The following is a 17578-nucleotide window of genomic DNA, read 5'->3' as shown; positions in this document are numbered from 1 at the left end:
ATCAGACCTTTACCCCGGAGGCTCTTTGGCCTAGCCGCGGCTTGACGGGCGAGCATTTTGCACGAAAAGGCAAGATAGAGCAAAGGGAGAGTGTGTTGAACTAGAGCGATTTAAGGCTCCAGCGGTTTTCTTTTAACATTTCGATGGGGCGAAATTGGCTTTTATAGGCCATTTTGTGGCACTTCTCAATCCAGTACCCCAGGTAGAGATTAGGTAGTCCCAAGCGCCGGGCCCATTCGATCTGATAGAGGATGCAGTAACTGCCCAGGCTCCGTTTATCCTCATCGGGATCGAAGAAAGTATAGATGGCCGATAACCCGGCAGTCAGGATATCTGTTACCGCCACTGCCACCAACTTGCCGCGGGCTCTCAGCTCAATATAGCGAGTAGACCCCCAAGCCTGACTCAGGAAGCTGCGGTATTGTTCCCGGCTGGGCGGGTACATCTCCCCATCGGCGTGGCGCTGCTCGATATAGCGGGCGTAGAGTTCGTAATGCTCATCTGTATCGATGGACTCGATATGGAATATGTCCAGGTCCTTGTTGCGCTTCCAGCAGCGTCTCTGGTTGCGGTCGGGGACAAACAGGCTCACAGGTACGCGAGCCGGTATACAGGCGCGACAGGTCGCGCACTGGGGGCGATAGAGGTAGGCACCACTGCGCCGGAATCCCAGCTCTGACAGGCGGTTGTACAGACGCTGATCCACTTCTGTTTGTGGATCGACAAACACCGTTGTTGCCTCCCGATCCGGCAGGTAACCGCAGGGGTGGGGCAGGGTGGCCAGTAGGCGCACTGAATCCAGCTGAGAGTATTTACCCATAAGTCCACGAAAGCTTCCAGGGCTGCGGGAAAGGCGGCTGCTTAACGCCGTCTGCCAGCAGTTGTTCGAAATCCTTACGACACATTTCCACCGCCCCAAGGCTGCTGAGATGAGGATTGCTCACCTGGCAGTCGATCAGTGGGCAGCCCCACAATTCTAATTGCCGAACGAGGTGGACAAAAGCGACTTTTGAAGCGTCTGTCTCCCGGTGAAACATCGACTCCCCAAAGAACACTCGCCCCAGCGCAATACCATAGAGTCCGCCAACGAGTCGACCGTCGCGCCAAACCTCCACAGAGTGGGCAAATCCCTGATGGTGCATGTCGATATAGGCGTCGCACATCTCATCGGTGATCCATGTGCCGGTTTCATCTGCCCGGGGGGCACGGCAGGCCTCAATTACCTCGGGAAAGGCTTGGTCGAAGGTGACCGAAAAGGTTCCTCGGCGCAATACTTTGCGCAAAGTGCGGCCAATACGAAAGTTTTGCGGGATAACCACGCAGCGAGGGGAGGGGCTCCACCACAAGATCGGCTGGTCATCTGAATACCAGGGGAAGACCCCTCTTTGATAGGCTTCAACCAGCCACTCGGGAGTCAGACCTCCTCCGGCTGCCAGCAAGCCATTGGGGTCATCCAGTGCGAATTCAGTTGGGGGAAAGTCTACAACGGTGTGGTCGAGCCACATCAGGCGGCTTTGGGTGTTCCCTGCCACGATCTGACTCCTGTCGGTAGAGGGGGATACCGGGCAGAAAAGCTCTGCCCGGGGATTTGACTTACTTCTCGGCGTCGAGGAAGCGCTCGGCGTCCAGGGCGGCCATACAGCCGGTACCCGCAGAAGTTACCGCCTGGCGGTAAATATGGTCGGATACGTCACCTGCGGCAAATACACCGGGAACAGAAGTCTGGGTGGCATTGCCGTTCAGGCCGCTCTCCACAATGAGGTAACCACCATTCATTTCAAGCTGGCCTTCAAAGATACCGGTATTCGGTTTGTGACCGATAGCAATAAACACACCGGAAACGTCCAGCTCTGTAGTGGTGTCGTCCTGGGTGTTGCGTAGGCGAAGCCCAGTTACACCGTTGTCGTCACCGAGCACTTCGTCCAGGGTGTTGTGCCAGCAGACATTGATATTGCCGTTTTCCACTTTATCCATCAGACGGTCCTGAAGGATTTTTTCTGCGCGAAGCTCGTCGCGGCGGTGAATCAGGGTCACTTCACTGGCGATATTGGAGAGGTACAGGGCCTCTTCTACGGCGGTGTTGCCACCACCGACAACAGCAACTTTCTGGTCGCGATAGAAGAATCCGTCACAGGTCGCACAGGCGCTGACACCGCGCCCCTGGAAGGCTTCCTCAGAAGGTAGGCCCAGGTACTGAGCTGAGGCACCAGTGGCGATAATCAGCGAGTCACAGGTGTAAGTTTCGTTACCTTTCAAGGTGAAAGGGCGCTGTTTCAGATCAACAGATTCGATGTGATCGAAGATGATTTCTGTCTCGAAGCGCTCTGCGTGCTGCTGCATTTGCACCATCAGGTCCGGACCTTGAAGCTCCGGAATACCGCCCGGCCAGTTCTCGACTTCAGTGGTGGTGGTCAGCTGCCCACCCTGTTGCATACCCGTGATAACAACCGGGTTCAGGTTTGCCCGTGCAGCGTAGATAGCCGCGGTGTAGCCGGCAGGGCCTGAGCCGAGGATGATCAGTCGATGATGGTTATTGCTCATGAAGTACTCTTTAAAACTCTCAATTTGCGAAGTTTACCCAATGGGCTGGGAGTCCATATGCCCGTCCATTTTTTGATCAGGCGAGACTATTAAATTGGGCGATATAATAGGCGATATTTACCATTCGGCGAAATAGTTTGCCTTAATTTGTTCGATTGATCGTACCTATTCAACTCTCTTTGACCTTGCTAGAGGTTTGGCTTAAATCGGAGTTTGCGCCAAACCTGGCCGTAAGAGCTGGAAAAATGTAAAAAAGTTCCAATCTGAGGCAACTGCTGCTGGCTTTGCTAGGGGGAGAATGAGGTGTCACAAATTAGAATTATGAATTGTTAGATGTATTGAGTGTGTGAGCGCCGTAGGGGCCAGTGACTTCGAGTAAGTGCCCAAACCCCAGTGGGTTGAGGATCGTTATGCGCTACAAAAGAAAGTTCATACCCTTAAACCTGAAGCGAGAGCAGTTGGGGCATCCTAAAACTTTTCTGACCCTTAGTGAGGAGGCCCAGGCTTTCGTAGCCGAAATTATCGACGATAGTTATTCGTTGCGTTTTTCCATTGATCTGGAGCCCGATGGCGATCACCGGGCGAGCTTACATGGCCCACCCCACCTGCTGGATCTATTTACCGCGCTCAACCTGCAAATACGCTGTGAAATTGTCTCTGATGGATATGGTGATACAGGAGGTGGGGCGGTTACTTGCGCGGGCGAGCCAGAAGAACTCGAGAAGTTTGCTATGGCGCTGGGCCTCAGCAATGGTTGTCGAGTTCTCGACTTGATGTGTGGCAGGGGAGTCCTGAGTAGCTACCTGCTTAAGTTTGCCAAAGCTCATGGGGTTATTATTCAATGTAGCTTGTGCGATTCCCACCCTTCGCAGCTTGAAAACCTTGACCCAAATATTCAATTGCTAGCTGCCGATATCACTATAGGTGATGGAAGAAACTTGCCATATCCCAGTGAATTATTTGATGCTGTGGCAATCAGAATGGGCCTGCACGAAGTGCCTTATAAAGATCAGCCCCTGGTTCTCCAGGAGTGTTATCGGGTTTTGAAGCCGGGAGGTCCGCTGTTGGTTTGGGACTTGATGCCGGCGTCTGCCGGGGTCCAAGATTTACTGTGTGCCCAAAAGCGAAAATTGTCAGCGCTGACACACCGTGAATCGTTGCTCTTGGATCGGTTCTTTTTGCGGGAAGACCAGTTGTTACAATTGCTCAGCGATGCAGGCTTTTCGCAAGCAGAGCGGGTATCCAGAACCTATTACCGGGATAGTACTCAAGACAAATTAAAAACAGAGTTGGGCGGGGATCAATACAAATTGGAAATTCTGAATAGTTACCTCCGCGAGAGAGTTACCCAGGCGATTATTGATGAGGTTTGCTGGGAGGATTCAGGGCAAGATATCTCGATGATGATTCCAAATTGCATCTATCGCACGTACAAACCGATAAATTTAGAAGAGAATACTGGCTAGGAACCGCTCCAGGTTTTTCGATACTGCCGCCAAACAACAAAAAACTACTTGGTGTCAGGGATCGTAAGGCGCAATCTGAAAGCGTAGATTGTAAAATAGCCTGATTGATTTGCTTTCTTCTGTAAGCAATACAGAATTTTGTCAGGCGGCATGGGGATTCAGGTCCCAGGTAGACACCGCCAAGTTCATGTGGACATAAAAAGTACAGCATTATTGAGGTAAGCCATTGAAGGCCGAAAGCGCAACTGAAAAAAGCCCTGCAGAGAGCAATGCATTGCCAGACTCATTGATCGCCCGACTCGTTCGCGAGGGGGCCCTGATCAGTTTGCTGGCTGGTGCCCTGTTGCTCGCCATTAGCCTGTTAAGCTTTAGCGCAGAAGATCCGGGCTGGTCGCAAACTGGCAGTACCCAACAAGTGCACAATGCCATTGGGCCAGCCGGTGCTTGGCTGGCAGATGTGTGTTTGTCTTTGCTCGGATGGATGGCTTACCTGTTCCCCTTGCTGATTGGTCTGCGGGCCTATCACATTCTTCGCGATCGCAATGCCCGCTTCCATTTGCCGCTATTTGCTTTGAGAGTATTTGGCTTGCTGCTTGTTCTTGTCAGCGGGGCGGCAATGGCGACTCTTTGTTTTGATCCCGCAGAAAACCCGTTGCCGTTTACCAACGGAGGCATCATCGGCAGTGCGATGGCGTCTGCCCTGGGTTCTAGCCTCGGCTATGTAGGGGCAACCATTTTACTGCTGGCGATATTTGCTATCGGTGTCACTGTTTTTACAGGTTTGTCGTGGCTCAAATTGGCAGAGGCAATCGGCAAGAATGTGCTCGGCTTTTTTGCCTTACTGGGCAGTTTCTATCAACGCTGGCGCCAAAAGCGCAATGAGCGGAGGGTGGCCAGAGAGGCGATCGTCGTGCGCAAGGCCGCTGTGGAGGAAGAGAAACAGCGAGTTGCCAAACGAATTCCCCCAAAGATTGAGCCCACTGCCCCCAAGCCGAAGCAGAGTCCTCGGGCAGCAAAGGAAAAACAGCGAGAGCTTTTCAAGAGTGGCCCGGTTACTGGAACCCTGCCGCCGCTGGGTCTTCTCGATCCAGCAGATCAAAACAAGAAGGCCGGCTTCTCCCGGGAATCCCTGGAAGCGCTGTCACGCCTGTTGGAACTTAAGCTGAAAGACTTCGGCGTTGTTGCCGAAGTGGTATCTGTGCTGCCGGGACCGGTAGTAACCCGCTTTGAAATTCAGCCTGCTCCCGGTGTAAAGGTGAGCAAGATTTCCAATCTGGCAAAAGACCTGGCGCGCTCACTGGCGGTGATCAGTGTGCGTGTGGTCGAGGTAATCCCAGGCAAGTCGGTTGTGGGTATCGAAATCCCTAACGAAAATCGACAGATGGTACGCCTCAGTGAAGTGTTGTCGGCAGATGTCTACGATAATGCCAAATCGCCGCTGACTCTGGCGCTCGGTCACGATATTTCCGGTCAGCCGGTGGTGGCCGATCTGGCCAAGATGCCTCACTTGCTGGTAGCGGGTACCACCGGTTCGGGTAAATCCGTGGGTATCAACGTTATGTTGTTGAGCCTGCTGTACAAATCCACGCCCGATGAGGTCCGCCTGATTCTGGTGGACCCAAAAATGCTGGAGCTCTCGGTGTACGAGGGCATTCCGCATTTGTTGACCCCGGTCATCACCGATATGAACGATGCCGCCAATGGTTTGCGTTGGTGTGTTGGAGAAATGGAGCGCCGCTACAAGTTGATGGCAGCAATGGGGGTGAGAAACCTCGCAGGCTTTAACCGCAAAGTGAAAGAGGCGGAAGAGGCCGGGGAGCCGCTGATCGATCCTATCTGGCAGCCAGATCCCGCCTCCAGCGTGCCGGAAGATGAACAAACCGCACCGGCCCTGAAAGCACTGCCTGCCATTGTTGTCGTGATTGATGAATTTGCCGACATGATGATGATCGTCGGTAAAAAGGTCGAACAGCTGATCGCGCGAATCGCACAAAAAGCCCGTGCAGCTGGGATCCACTTACTGCTTGCAACCCAGCGTCCGTCGGTGGATGTTATTACCGGCTTGATTAAAGCTAACGTACCTACTCGAATCGGTTTTCAGGTTTCGTCCAAGGTGGATTCCCGCACAATCCTCGACCAGGGCGGTGCGGAGCAGCTGCTCGGTCATGGTGACATGTTGTACTTACCGCCTGGAAGTGGTGTTCCTGTTCGTGTCCACGGCGCTTTTGTCGACGATCACGAAGTGCATAAAGTTGTCGCCGATTGGGGCCGTCGCGGTGAGCCTGATTATATCGATGGTATTGTCGACGATAGTAATAACAGTATCCCCGTGCCTGGATTACAGTCTGAAGGCGGTGAGGATGAAGATCCTGAAGCCGATGCGCTCTACGACGAAGCCGTAGCTTTCGTCACTAAATCCCGCAAGGCGTCAATTTCCTCTGTGCAGCGTCAGCTGCGGATTGGTTACAATCGCGCGGCTCGAATTATTGACGCCATGGAGGCTGCTGGGGTGATATCTGCGGCGGGCCACAACGGCAATCGAGAGGTGCTGGCACCGCCGCCAGCCTGATAGGAGTTTGGCCCTTGGAGCAGTGGCGGGTTAAGCCACTGTTCACTTAGTCGGGGTTAATCTTTAAGGAAATCAATACGTTGGGACTCCACTATGAAAAGAATTCTGCAGGGTCTGCTGCTTTCAATCAGTGTTACCGCCAGCGCGGCCTGGGCTGATGCCACAGATGACCTGAGCGATTTACTCAAGCCGTTGGAAGCGATTTCGGGTAATTTCAAACAGACATTGATCGACGAGCGCGGTGAGGTCACACAGAAGAGCAATGGTAGCTTTTCTGTGCAGCGCCCGGGCAAATTGCGCTGGAAAACCGGTGAGCCTTACCCCCAGTTACTGGTGACAAACAACAAGACGCTCTGGCTGTACGATCCGGACCTGGAGCAGGTGACAGTTCGCCCGGTGGATGCCCGTATTAAGGATACCCCAGCCCTATTACTGGGGGGCAAAGTAGAGGAAATTCGAGGCTCGTTTAATGTGAGCCAGAAAGAAGGGGTTTATCACCTGACCCCCAAGAACCCCTCGGCCCCTTTTAAAGCCATGGAAATTCGATTTGCCAAAAATGGCTTGCCGTCGGCAATGACCGTGCGCGATGGTATGGGACAAACCACTGAAATTCAGTTCAGTGGTATGGAGGCGAACCCAAAACTATCCGCTTCTATATTTGATTTTAAGCCCCCGGCCGGTACTGACATTATTAAAGATGAGTGATCTGTTCGATACTCCCAAAACCCACCAACCCCTCGCGGCCCGTATGCGGCCGAATTCCCTGGCCCACTATGTGGGCCAGTCGCATTTATTGGGGGAGGGCAAACCTCTGCGGGAGGCCGTAGAGCGCGGCCAACTGCACTCAATGATTTTGTGGGGGCCACCCGGTGTTGGCAAAACCACTTTTGCGCGGTTGCTAGCTGAAGAGTGCGATGCTCGATTTGCCACTCTGTCTGCGGTACTCGCCGGAGTGAAAGATATTCGCCAGGCGGTGGCCGAAGCTGAACAGCACCGGATACAGTCGGGCCGACACACTATTTTATTTGTCGATGAAGTGCATCGATTTAATAAGGCTCAGCAGGATGCCTTCCTTCCCTACGTGGAGGAGGGCACTGTGACTTTTGTCGGGGCGACTACGGAGAACCCGGCTTTTGAGTTGAACAATGCGCTTCTATCCCGGTGCCGGGTCTATCTTTTGCGCAGTATTCCCGAAGAGGAATTGTTGGGGTTGCTGCGCTACGCCCTGCAAACTGACCAGCAGTTGCGCGAGCGGAGCGTCAACATTCCCGAAGAAGTGTTGGGCAAGATTGCCCGGGCTGCCGATGGGGATGCCCGCAGTGCTTTGAACTTGCTGGAAGTGGCATGCGATCTGGCCAAAGAGGAGGCCGGGCGACTGATTGTCGATGAAGACGTGCTCGCCGAGGTGCTCAGTGCCGATGTTCGCCGTTTTGATAAAGGCGGCGATTATTTTTACGATCAGATTTCCGCCATGCATAAATCAGTGCGGGGGTCTGACCCGGATGCGGCGCTCTACTGGTTTGTGCGGATGCTGGATGGAGGCTGCGACCCGCTATATATCGCTCGCCGTGTCGTGCGTATGGCTAGTGAAGATATCGGCAATGCGGACCCGAGGGCTTTGCAGTTGTCGCTGAATGCCTGGGATGTGCAGGAACGACTGGGGAGCCCCGAGGGCGAGCTGGCAATTGCCCAAGCCATTACTTACCTGGCGGTTGCGGCAAAAAGCAATGCGGTTTACTCCGCTTACAATCGTGCCGTGGCGGATGTTCGTCGCGAGCCCAGTTACGAAGTGCCAGTGCATTTGCGCAATGCCCCTACCAAACTGGTAAAAAGCCTGTCCCACGGTGCGGAGTATCGCTACGCCCACGACGAACCCGATGCTTTTGCTGCGGGAGAGAATTACTTCCCCGAAGAGATTGCTGAGCGCGAGTACTACCAGCCGGTTCCCCGAGGGTTGGAGTTAAAAATTTCAGAAAAATTGCAGACTCTGCGCCGACTAAATCGCGAGAGTGACAAGCAGCGTTACAGAAACTCTAAATAGATAGAAAGGAAGCAGCTAAATGCAGTGGCTGGCAGTCGCCTTGGGCGGCGCACTTGGGGCAGTTCTTCGCCACCTGGTGAGTATCTGGAGCTTTCCGGTATTTGAGGGTCGGTTTCCGCTAGGAACCATCATTGTCAATTTAACAGGCTCTTTTTTGATCGGTATTGTTTATGTACTGATCGCTCACCGCGCCATGTTGGGGGAGGAATGGCGTCTACTGTTGATGACCGGCATGTTTGGCGCACTGACAACCTTTTCCACTTTCTCCCTCGAAAGCCTGATACTGTGGCACAATGGCCAGCCGCTGGTGGCCCTTGGCTATATTGTCGGCAGCCTTGTTGGTTGTTTGTTGGCCACCGCTGCTGCTGTCGCTTTGGCGACACGGTATTTTTAATTTAACTTCTCTGTTGTAGGAGCCTGATAACAGGCGAACTGGAAACGATGCTCGATCCCAAACTGATTCGCACGGATATGGACCAGGTGGCCGCTGCCCTGAAAAAGCGCGGTGTAGAACTGGATACTGCCAAACTTGAAGCCCTTGAAGAACGCCGCAAAGAATTGCAGGTGCGCACCGAGAGTTTGCAAAACGAGCGCAATAGCAAGTCGAAAAATATCGGCCGTGCCAAGGCGAATGGTGAAGATATTGCCCCGCTTTTGAAAGAAGTGGAGTCCCTCGGTGGTGAGTTGCAAGATGCCAAACATGCACTGACAGAATTGCAGGGAGAGCTGGATGCAATCTTGTCTGCGATTCCCAACTTGCCGGATGCCTCAGTGCCTGAAGGCGAGAGTGAAGACGATAATGTAGAAGTTCGCCGCTGGGGCCAGCCGCGTACTTTTGACTTTGAAGTTAAAGACCACGTAGACCTGGGCACACACCTTGGTGGCCTTGACTTCGAGATGGCAGTGAAGCTCACCGGCTCCCGCTTTGCGGTAATGAGTGGTGATGTTGCGCGTCTGCATCGCGCGTTGGCACAGTTTATGCTGGATACTCACACCGAAGAGCATGGTTACCAGGAAACCAATGTGCCGGTTGTTGTGAATGCTGATTCCCTGTACGGCACTTCCCAGCTGCCTAAATTTGAGGAAGACCTGTTTAAGCTCGAGGATGATCGTGGTTTTTACCTGATCCCGACTGCGGAAGTGCCCCTCACCAATATGTATCGCGATCATATTGTTGAAGACAGTGCTAGCCTGCCGCATAAATTGGTTGCTCACACTACCTGCTTCCGCTCTGAAGCTGGCTCTCACGGCCGCGACACTCGTGGCATGATTCGCCAGCACCAGTTTGAAAAGGTAGAACTGGTTTGGGTGGCGCGCCCGGATCAGTCTGAAGAGGCACTGGAAACCCTGACGCAAAATGCGGAGACCATTTTGCAGAAGCTGAACCTGCCATACCGCACAGTGATTCTCTGCGGTGGCGATATCGGTTTCTCTGCTCGAAAGACATACGATATTGAAGTTTGGATTCCGTCCCAGGATAAGTACCGCGAGATATCCTCTTGCTCCCTGGTAGGTGACTTCCAGGCGCGCCGAATGAAGGCGCGCTGGCGCAACCCGGAAACCAATAAGCCCGAATTGGTGCATACGCTGAATGGCTCCGGCCTTGCCGTGGGTCGTACCCTTATCGCTGTTCTGGAAAATTACCAGCGCGAGGATGGCAGTATAGAGGTGCCGGAAGTATTGCGGCCCTATATGCGAGGCCAGGAAGTGATCTCAGCTTCCTGAGCGTAGCACTCCAAAAGGGCGAGCGTAGAGTTCGCCCTTTTTTGTTTGTAGTCATGAGTTTCACTTTGCCCGCTATTTGATGGAATAAGAAGTTGCGTTATTTACCCCTCGCATTTGATGTCAAAGATCATCCCTGTTTGATTGTTGGAGGCGGCTCCATTGCCACCCGTAAAGCTCGTTTATTGCACAAAGCGGGTGCACAGATATTGGTGGTATCCCCGGAAATTACCGATGAGCTTCAGCAAATGGTGACTGATTCTGGTGGGGAATGGTTTCAATCAGTTTATTCGAGCGAGTATTTACAGAAAGCGGGGCTGGTCGTTGCTGCATCTGATAGTGAGTCCGTGAATGCACAGGTTTCAGCCGATGCCCAGGCTCAGCGCTTACCTGTCAATGCAGTGGACGCGCCAGAGTTGTGCACGTTTACTTTCCCGGCCATTGTGGAGCGGGGAGATCTATCGATCGGTATCAGTAGTGGCGGCGCGGCTCCAGTACTGGCGCGCAGAATCAGGGCTCAGCTCGAAGCTCTGCTGTCGCCGGGTCTGGGACCGCTGGTGACTTTGGCGGCGCGAATGCGCGATAGGGTTAAGGCAGCGTTGCCAGAGTCTCGCCGCAAGAATTTTTGGGAGTGGGTTTTTGCCGGCCCCGTTGCCAATCGCATGGAGGCGGGGCAACCAGCAGATGCAGAGCAGGCGCTGGTGGATGCGCTACAAGACTGGCAGGGGAGCCCCAATCCGGTGGGTGAGGTTTACCTGGTGGGTGGAGGTCCGGGAGATCCAGACCTGCTGACTTTTCGCGCACTGCGCTTGATGCAGCAGGCAGATGTGGTGCTCTACGATCGGTTGGTTTCACCGGAAGTGATGGAGTTGGTGCGTCGGGATGCAGAGCGGATCTATGTGGGTAAGCGCAAGGCTTTCCACGCGGTGCCACAAGACGATATCAATCAGCTGTTGGTAGATCTGGCCAGCCAAGGCAGAAAAGTTTTGCGGCTTAAGGGAGGCGATCCCTTTATTTTTGGTCGAGGCGGTGAGGAAATAGACAAGTTGTCAGAGGCGGGGATTCCCTTTCAGGTGGTGCCGGGAATAACAGCGGCCTCTGGTTGTGCCAGTTACGCTGGTATCCCACTGACTCACCGGGATCACGCTCAATCTGTGCGCTTTATTACCGGGCACCTGAAAGAGGGTGAGTTGGACCTCCCTTGGCAAGAACTTGCGGGCCCAGCACAAACCCTGGTTTTCTATATGGGGCTTACGGGGTTACAAACTATTTGTGCTGAATTGATTAAACACGGGCTCGATGCGAATACGCCGGCGGCCTTGGTTGAAAAGGGCACTACGCGAGACCAGCGAGTAGTTGTCGGTGACTTGAGCAGCTTGCCGGCCCTTGCTGAAAACAGTGAAGTTCGAGCGCCAACACTCACCATCATTGGTGGGGTAGTGAGCTTGCATGAAAAGCTTCAGTGGTATCAGCCAAATCGAGAAGATTAAGGCAGGGACCCAATGACGCCGAGAGTACCTATACTGAAAAGGTACTCTCAGAGTGGTGTTCAATATGCTGCTTGCATTTATTCGCTTTTATTGCACCAATGCTGTGCGCTTTTTTCTCCCACCGGTCCGTGAAATAGCAATTCCTGCACAGCTAGACAGTCACACCCGGCGCTACACCTACCACTACCAGCAAAAGAAGAGTTGGGTGAGAAACCTCTGGATTATATCGGCGGCACTGATGTTGTGCTTTCCAGTGCTGCCTTTCGTTGTGAGTCTTGCCTTCTTCACCACGTTTCTGTCTTTTGCAATTCTCGATGAGACTGCCTGACTTTAGCGTCCCTGCGGTACCTCTAATTTAACGTGAGTCGGTAGCGAGGCTCGCGTTCAATAAATGATGAAGTGTTTCCCTTTACCCAATCCTGATGGCCGTTGCCGAAAAATGGTGAGAGTGGATGAGCACTCTGACCTGTGGCCATATGGAAAATACCGTCTGCATCCCGGCCCGGTGAAACCACTAAGCGCTGGGATGCGCCATGAGAGGGAGACTGGAAGCGGGGCATATGGGTATCTCCAGCGAGAGGCTCCGCAGGCATTGCCAGGAACCAATTCAGCGGTGGTATTGCTTTGCCCAGTGGATGCTGGATCTTTGCCGTATTTTCAGCACCCCAGGATTGACGCTTAAGGGGCTGATTGCTGCGATTCATTTTTTCCAGTACTTGATCCAGAGCGGCGAGCTTTATCGCGTTCCAGGATTCAAAATCCGGGTTGAGAAGCTGTTTTGGCTCTTGCTGAGCCATTTCCCAAAGTGGGTATTCAAATTGGCGCTTGAGTTGGCCGAAAGAAAACTTGGGCTGATAGCGGCGCATGTAAGTCAAAATGGGCGCTGTCGTAAGCTCCATCAACTTCAGGCGATAGTTGCGAACGATGCGATAGCCTACGGAGTCGATGGCGGCTCGGCCTCCCCAATTTTGAATCTGTATATATACCTCGCGGTAGTCTTGCTGATCTTCAAGTAAGGTGAGGAGGTGTTGCTGCCACCGCTCGAGAAAAACTGCCTGATCGTCGAGCTGGATATTTAAAAGGTCCTGCTCATTGAATTTTTCTTGAGCGAAAAGCCGTTCGCGAATTTGTTGCTGACGTGCGCCGAGCGCATAGCCGTGGTTGCCCATGAGTTTGAGATAGTCCCCATCAACGATTCGAGCGTTGGCACTCCAGATTCGGCTTGACTCTGGGTTATACAGGCGGGGGTGCTCCTGGGGGCTTAAATAACCGTCCCAATAGGCACTACCATCTGCCCAGCTGACTGATCGACTGCCATCAAACCCGACTCGCTTGGGAATAGCGCCAGCCACAGTCCAACCAATATTGCCGTTACTATCGCCAACCACTAGGTTCTGGTGGGGGATGCCTATGGTGGGGCCAAGCTCCAGAGCTTCTTCGGCGGTACGAACAACTTCCATATCAATCAAGTTCATATTGCCGCCCAGAGTGTCGTGAGCAACCCAGCGGAATGCGAGAGGAACGCCATCGTGGTTTGTACCGATAACGGGACCCCAGATAGTTGTGCGAACTTCTATGGTTTTTGGGTCGCTGCCTTTGACGGCGATAGATTCTGTTTCATAGGCAAAATTCCTCCAGCCTTCAGGCGTTTTATATTGATTGCCGTCTTCGCTGAGTTCCAGTGGAATCAGGTCACTCCAGTCGCCCCCGGTGTTGGTAAATCCCCAGGCAACTAATTCGTTGCTTCCGGCAACCATAATTGGGCCGCCTGGAAGGGTTACGCCACGGACAAATCGGTTGGTGCCAGGTATGCTCCAGCCTGCTCGGAACCAGATATTGGGAACACTCAGCCCGAGGTGCATATCGTTGGCAAGAATGGCTCCACCGTGCGCTGTCAAATTACCGCCGACCACCCAGTTATTACTGCCGTAAATTTTGTCATCACTCTCCATCGCCTGATAAACGATAGTGTCCTGTTCATCTAAAAGCGCAGAAATCGGCGTTTCTGGGAGGCTGACTTTTTCTCGTGCTTCGCCAAATAGTGGTGCGTCCCATCGCCCGCCTTGGGGAAAATAGAAAGCGTAGAGATCTGCTGGAAGCAATTCGGCTAAAGCGGTGTCGCGAAGTTCATAACTACCGCGTTCACTTTGTAGCGTCAGGTACATGCTGTAGATCGTTAACAGGCTGTCGGCAGAATTCCAGGGGCGCGGTTCCTGACCCAATAACAAATACTCCCAGGGTTTTGCGGGAAGCTGGTTGAGGCCAAAATTAATACCGTTGATATATTGATCCAGAAGGGCTTTTTGTTCCGTCGGCATCGCAGCAATGTTTCGCTCTGCTCGCTGGCGAAATTGATGTAAACGTACCTTTTGATCGTGTTTTATAGTGGATGCGCCCAGTAATTCTGATAATTCCCCAGCAGAACTTCTCCGCAACAGATCCATTTGGAAAAAACGTTCCTGCGCGTGTAAAAAGCCCAATGCGAAGGCCGAACTGTTTCGGTTTTCAGAATGAATTAATGGCACTCCCTGTGAATCGCGCTCGATAACAACCGGGTCTTTTAATTCACCCGTGGTAATGGTTCCATCGAGAGAAGGCAAGCTCTGTCGGAGCCAGATCCAGGAGCCAATTAAAAATATAATTATCAAACCCAATAGGCTGAAAATTATTGCTGGCATATACCGCTTGAGAAATGGAAATGTTGTCATTGTGGTGGCCGCAAAATCTCTGAGTTAATGTCGGTAGCACTTTTTTGTGCAATTTTAATTTCACTCGCAAAGTTACTAAGCGATACAAAGAGTAACTTTTAGTGACAAAACCCAAGCTTTAAATTATAGGATTTTCCTGTCATTCACTGCTATTTCTCGAAGAACTGACTGGTCACAAGAAAAAAGTCATCGCAGGGTTTTCAATATGAAAACGCAACCGTAAGATGGCGTGCAATAACAAAAACAACAAGAAATCGAAAACATCAGGCTGTATAACAATAAACGCGAGGACGCGATGATGCACGATGTTGGTAGAGATGTAACAAACCGTAGATTCAATCTTTCCATTCTTTCTGGAACCATTGCTTTCCTCACCGCTGTCGGCTCTCACGTTCACGCTGCGGAAATTGAGGAGGTTGTCGTTACTGCGCAGAAGCGAGCGGAAAACCTACAGGACGTACCTATCGCGATTTCCGCCTTCACCGGGGAAAATATAAAAGAAGCCGGTGTCAAAAATTTGACTGACTTGGGGAAATATACGCCGGGCGTGGAAATGCACAATGATACCGCCCTGCAACCAACGTACAGTATTCGCGGCGTGCAAACTAATGACTGGACCATAGGCTCTGATCCAGCAGTGGCGGTCTATGTGGATGGGGTTTATACCGGCCGCAGTGCAGGTGCCGAGATACCGCTGACCGATATTGAGAGGGTTGAAGTCCTCAAGGGGCCTCAGGGCACACTATTCGGGCGCAATGCCACCGGTGGTGCGATCCACATTATTACCACCAAACCGCAGGCGGATGATTCTACAGAATTAAATCTAACTGCCGGTAATTATGGGCGCCAGTCGTCGGATCTTTTGGTTAATCGCCAGATTAGTGACAACCTGTATGGTCGTTTTTCGGCGTCGACAAATCGTCGCGATCCATTTGCCGATAATTTAGCAAATGGGTTCTCTGTAGGGGATCAGGATACTCAGACCTACCGCGCCTCTGTGTTGTGGGAGCCGGCGACGGATACCGAGGTGCTGTGGCGCGCCAATTACGGGATTATGGATCAAGGCAGCGCTTTGCGAACAACCATAGTGCCCAGCCTTAAAGATGAAACGGATGTTTTTGGCGACTATGCCCTGGATACCCCGACCATTGAGGATCGTGATTCCTTTGGCACATCACTGACAATTACCAAAGATTTCGATAATTTCACTTTTACTTCGATTACTGCCTACAGCGAATTCGATGCCCACCTGCAGCAGGATGAGGATGGTACCGCCAACCCGGACTATATGTTTGGGTCCGCTAATACTGATGATCAAAGCCAATTTTCTCAAGAATTCCGTCTCAATGGTGCTACAGATACCATCAAATGGACTCTGGGAGCTTCTTACTCCGAAGAAGAGGTGGATCACACCACTTATGCCAATTTCACTACCGGATCGGTAGAATCCTTCGCCGTTTATGAAGGGGTAAAGGCTGCCTATCCGGACCTGACCCAAACCGAGCAAGAGGACTTAGCGGTTATCACCCGTGCGCAGCTGCAGCAGGCGGGGTTGGAGGGAATTGCCAGCGCTTCCTTTGTCTATGACCTGATGCTGCAAACAGGCCAGGTGGATGCGTTACTCGCTCAGTTAGGCGCTGCTGGTATAACTGGCGATATGCTCTATGCGGAAGATGTAGTCGGACAGATGATGGCGGGCTTCAATCCCTGGATAGCCTCGGATGCACATTGGGGGGAGAGTGTCCGCAACACAGGTGATTACCGTTCCAGTGCTATTTACGGTGATATGACCTGGAGCCTTACCGATAAGATGGACCTGACTATCGGTGCTCGTTATACCTACGATCAAAAAGATTTCACCATCCAGACGGCTTATGGCAACAGTATTCCTCTGTCACTGTCCGGCGGAGATGTGCGCTTGGTTGACGGAGATGGCAACGTAATCGGCACTGTAACCCTGCCTGAGGTCGATTTGGGGTCCCAGTTGTTTGGCATTGTGTTTTTCAACAATGGCCAGCCGGTTTTGGACTCTAAGTTGAGCGATAGCTGGAGCGACCTTTCCGGTCGTATAGTGCTGGATTACCGCTGGAATGACGATGTGATGACCTATGTCTCCCTGGCGGATGGTTTTAAAGCTGGTGGATTCAATAGTCTTAATTTTGGTCCCGGGGTTGAGTCGTCTTTTGATCAGGAAGATGTCGTTAACCTGGAGGTTGGTCTTAAGAGCAGCCTGTTCGACAACCGAGTACGCTTGAATACCTCTATTTACACCTACGAATACAACAATTTGCAGGAGCTGGATCTGGTGGGTACTCCTATTCCTAGTTATAACTTGCGGAATTCGGATGCAGAGGGTACTGGGGCGGAGATCGAAGTGCAGTGGGCAGTAACAGAGAGCTTGTTTATTGCCGGTAATTACTCCTACCTGGATACAGAGTTTACTGACTACCAGATCATCGAAGCCATTGGTGAGACTGAAGAGGACTCGAAAGTAGGCCAGTCTCGGGTATCAACGCCAGAGAATAAATTCAACCTAATGGCTGAATACACAGTGGACCTTGCATCTGGCGGGGAGTTTATTTTCCGTGGCGATTATAACTGGACAGATGAGCGAATTGGTTCGATTACTGATCGGACACGTATCGTGGAAGACTATCAGTTGTTCAACCTGCGGGCGGCCTGGAACAGCCCTTCAGATAGTTATTCTTTAGCGCTATGGATACAAAATTTGACGGATGAAGAAATTGCTGGCGGTTATGGTGGTACCGGTGCAGCCATTGGTGCCAGTCCCGCTTGGCGCTTTATGCCGAGAATGTACGGTGCGGATTTAACTGTCCGATTTTAATTAACCCATGGGTTAATACGGCACAGGGATGTGCTGTTGTCGACCTTGGGAGGGCATTTAAAGGCCACAGGGGCATTGTGGGATTATTTAGAGCCCCTTATTCCGGCAGTAGCCTATAAAAAACGTTTAGATTGTGAAAATTGCGTCTAAATTTTGAAAGAAATATTACATAAAACAATTTTTGCTCTATTTTATT

The 17578-nt window shown here is 52.2% G+C and carries 13 protein-coding genes; 9 read left to right on the top strand and 4 right to left on the bottom strand.

Translation table 11 applies throughout. The annotated features are described in order from the left end of the window. Positions 1 to 100: 100 nt before the first annotated feature. The 3 genes from ACJJIN_RS07390 to trxB form a co-directional block, all read right to left on the bottom strand. Positions 101 to 820 carry an arginyltransferase gene (locus tag ACJJIN_RS07390; protein WP_413662222.1) on the bottom strand — a complete coding sequence of 240 codons (720 nt, stop codon included), beginning with the start codon at positions 818 to 820 and terminating at the stop codon, positions 101 to 103. Beyond that, positions 813 to 1505, bottom strand: coding sequence for a leucyl/phenylalanyl-tRNA--protein transferase (gene aat / locus ACJJIN_RS07385; protein WP_444894753.1), 693 nt, complete (start codon positions 1503 to 1505; stop codon positions 813 to 815). Before aat ends, ACJJIN_RS07390 begins: the two co-directional genes overlap by 8 nt. An 88-nt stretch (positions 1506 to 1593) precedes the next feature. Further along, the gene (gene trxB / locus ACJJIN_RS07380) at positions 1594 to 2541 is read right to left on the bottom strand and encodes a thioredoxin-disulfide reductase (protein WP_282933072.1); all 948 of its coding nucleotides are present in this window, start codon (positions 2539 to 2541) and stop codon (positions 1594 to 1596) included. A gap of 410 nt (positions 2542 to 2951) precedes the next feature. On the opposite strand from trxB, the gene ACJJIN_RS07375 reads away from it, so the two are divergent. The 8 genes from ACJJIN_RS07375 (at position 2952) to ACJJIN_RS07340 (ending at position 12157) form a co-directional block, all read left to right on the top strand. After that, on the top strand, positions 2952 to 4007 hold the full coding sequence (locus ACJJIN_RS07375; protein WP_282933071.1) for a methyltransferase domain-containing protein: 1056 nt from the start codon (positions 2952 to 2954) through the stop codon (positions 4005 to 4007). 226 nt (positions 4008 to 4233) lie between these two features. Next, positions 4234 to 6576 (top strand): DNA translocase FtsK, encoded by a 2343-nt coding sequence (locus tag ACJJIN_RS07370; RefSeq protein ID WP_444897513.1) that lies wholly within the window; start codon positions 4234 to 4236, stop codon positions 6574 to 6576. A gap of 93 nt (positions 6577 to 6669) precedes the next feature. Further along, positions 6670 to 7281: an outer membrane lipoprotein periplasmic chaperone LolA gene (gene lolA / locus ACJJIN_RS07365; RefSeq protein WP_282933069.1), complete on the top strand. Its 612-nt coding sequence runs from the start codon at positions 6670 to 6672 to the stop codon at positions 7279 to 7281. After that, positions 7274 to 8617, top strand: a complete 1344-nt coding sequence (locus tag ACJJIN_RS07360) for a replication-associated recombination protein A (RefSeq protein WP_444897512.1) — start codon at positions 7274 to 7276, stop codon at positions 8615 to 8617. Before lolA ends, ACJJIN_RS07360 begins: the two co-directional genes overlap by 8 nt. 19 nt (positions 8618 to 8636) lie before the next feature. Further along, entirely contained in the window at positions 8637 to 9011 is a 375-nt protein-coding gene (gene crcB, locus ACJJIN_RS07355; RefSeq protein ID WP_282933067.1) for a fluoride efflux transporter CrcB, read from the top strand. A 47-nt stretch (positions 9012 to 9058) separates the two neighbouring features. Then, positions 9059 to 10342 (top strand): serine--tRNA ligase, encoded by a 1284-nt coding sequence (gene serS, locus ACJJIN_RS07350; RefSeq protein WP_282933066.1) that lies wholly within the window; start codon positions 9059 to 9061, stop codon positions 10340 to 10342. Between the two features lie 92 nt (positions 10343 to 10434). Continuing rightward, on the top strand, positions 10435 to 11829 hold the full coding sequence (gene cysG / locus ACJJIN_RS07345) for a siroheme synthase CysG (protein WP_444897511.1): 1395 nt from the start codon (positions 10435 to 10437) through the stop codon (positions 11827 to 11829). A 64-nt stretch (positions 11830 to 11893) separates the two neighbouring features. Further along, positions 11894 to 12157, top strand: a complete 264-nt coding sequence (locus ACJJIN_RS07340; RefSeq protein ID WP_282933064.1) for a hypothetical protein — start codon at positions 11894 to 11896, stop codon at positions 12155 to 12157. Positions 12158 to 12179: 22 nt separating this feature from the next. Here the strand turns inward: ACJJIN_RS07340 and ACJJIN_RS07335 are convergent, their stop codons facing one another. Next, the gene (locus ACJJIN_RS07335) at positions 12180 to 14477 is read right to left on the bottom strand and encodes a penicillin acylase family protein (RefSeq protein ID WP_444897510.1); all 2298 of its coding nucleotides are present in this window, start codon (positions 14475 to 14477) and stop codon (positions 12180 to 12182) included. 355 nt (positions 14478 to 14832) lie between these two features. Between ACJJIN_RS07335 and ACJJIN_RS07330 the strand changes: the two genes are divergently transcribed. Next, the gene (locus ACJJIN_RS07330) at positions 14833 to 17382 is read left to right on the top strand and encodes a TonB-dependent receptor (RefSeq protein WP_444897509.1); all 2550 of its coding nucleotides are present in this window, start codon (positions 14833 to 14835) and stop codon (positions 17380 to 17382) included. The last annotated feature ends 196 nt before the right edge of the window (positions 17383 to 17578 follow it).

The organism is Microbulbifer maximicatervae (SeqCode), from assembly GCF_052467505.1.
This window is presented reverse-complemented; position numbering and strand designations above follow the sequence as displayed.

Excerpts from the sequence above, each read along its gene's own strand:
- ACJJIN_RS07390 (WP_413662222.1), bottom strand. The coding sequence starts at position 820 with ATGGGTAAATACTCTCAGCTGGATTCAGTGCGCCTACTGGCCACCCTG.
- aat (WP_444894753.1), bottom strand. The coding sequence starts at position 1,505 with ATGTGGCTCGACCACACCGTTGTAGACTTTCCCCCAACTGAATTCGCA.
- trxB (WP_282933072.1), bottom strand. The coding sequence starts at position 2,541 with ATGAGCAATAACCATCATCGACTGATCATCCTCGGCTCAGGCCCTGCC.
- ACJJIN_RS07375 (WP_282933071.1), top strand. The coding sequence starts at position 2,952 with ATGCGCTACAAAAGAAAGTTCATACCCTTAAACCTGAAGCGAGAGCAG.
- lolA (WP_282933069.1), top strand. The coding sequence starts at position 6,670 with ATGAAAAGAATTCTGCAGGGTCTGCTGCTTTCAATCAGTGTTACCGCC.
- ACJJIN_RS07360 (WP_444897512.1), top strand. The coding sequence starts at position 7,274 with ATGAGTGATCTGTTCGATACTCCCAAAACCCACCAACCCCTCGCGGCC.
- crcB (WP_282933067.1), top strand. The coding sequence starts at position 8,637 with ATGCAGTGGCTGGCAGTCGCCTTGGGCGGCGCACTTGGGGCAGTTCTT.
- serS (WP_282933066.1), top strand. The coding sequence starts at position 9,059 with ATGCTCGATCCCAAACTGATTCGCACGGATATGGACCAGGTGGCCGCT.
- ACJJIN_RS07340 (WP_282933064.1), top strand. The coding sequence starts at position 11,894 with ATGCTGCTTGCATTTATTCGCTTTTATTGCACCAATGCTGTGCGCTTT.
- ACJJIN_RS07330 (WP_444897509.1), top strand. The coding sequence starts at position 14,833 with ATGATGCACGATGTTGGTAGAGATGTAACAAACCGTAGATTCAATCTT.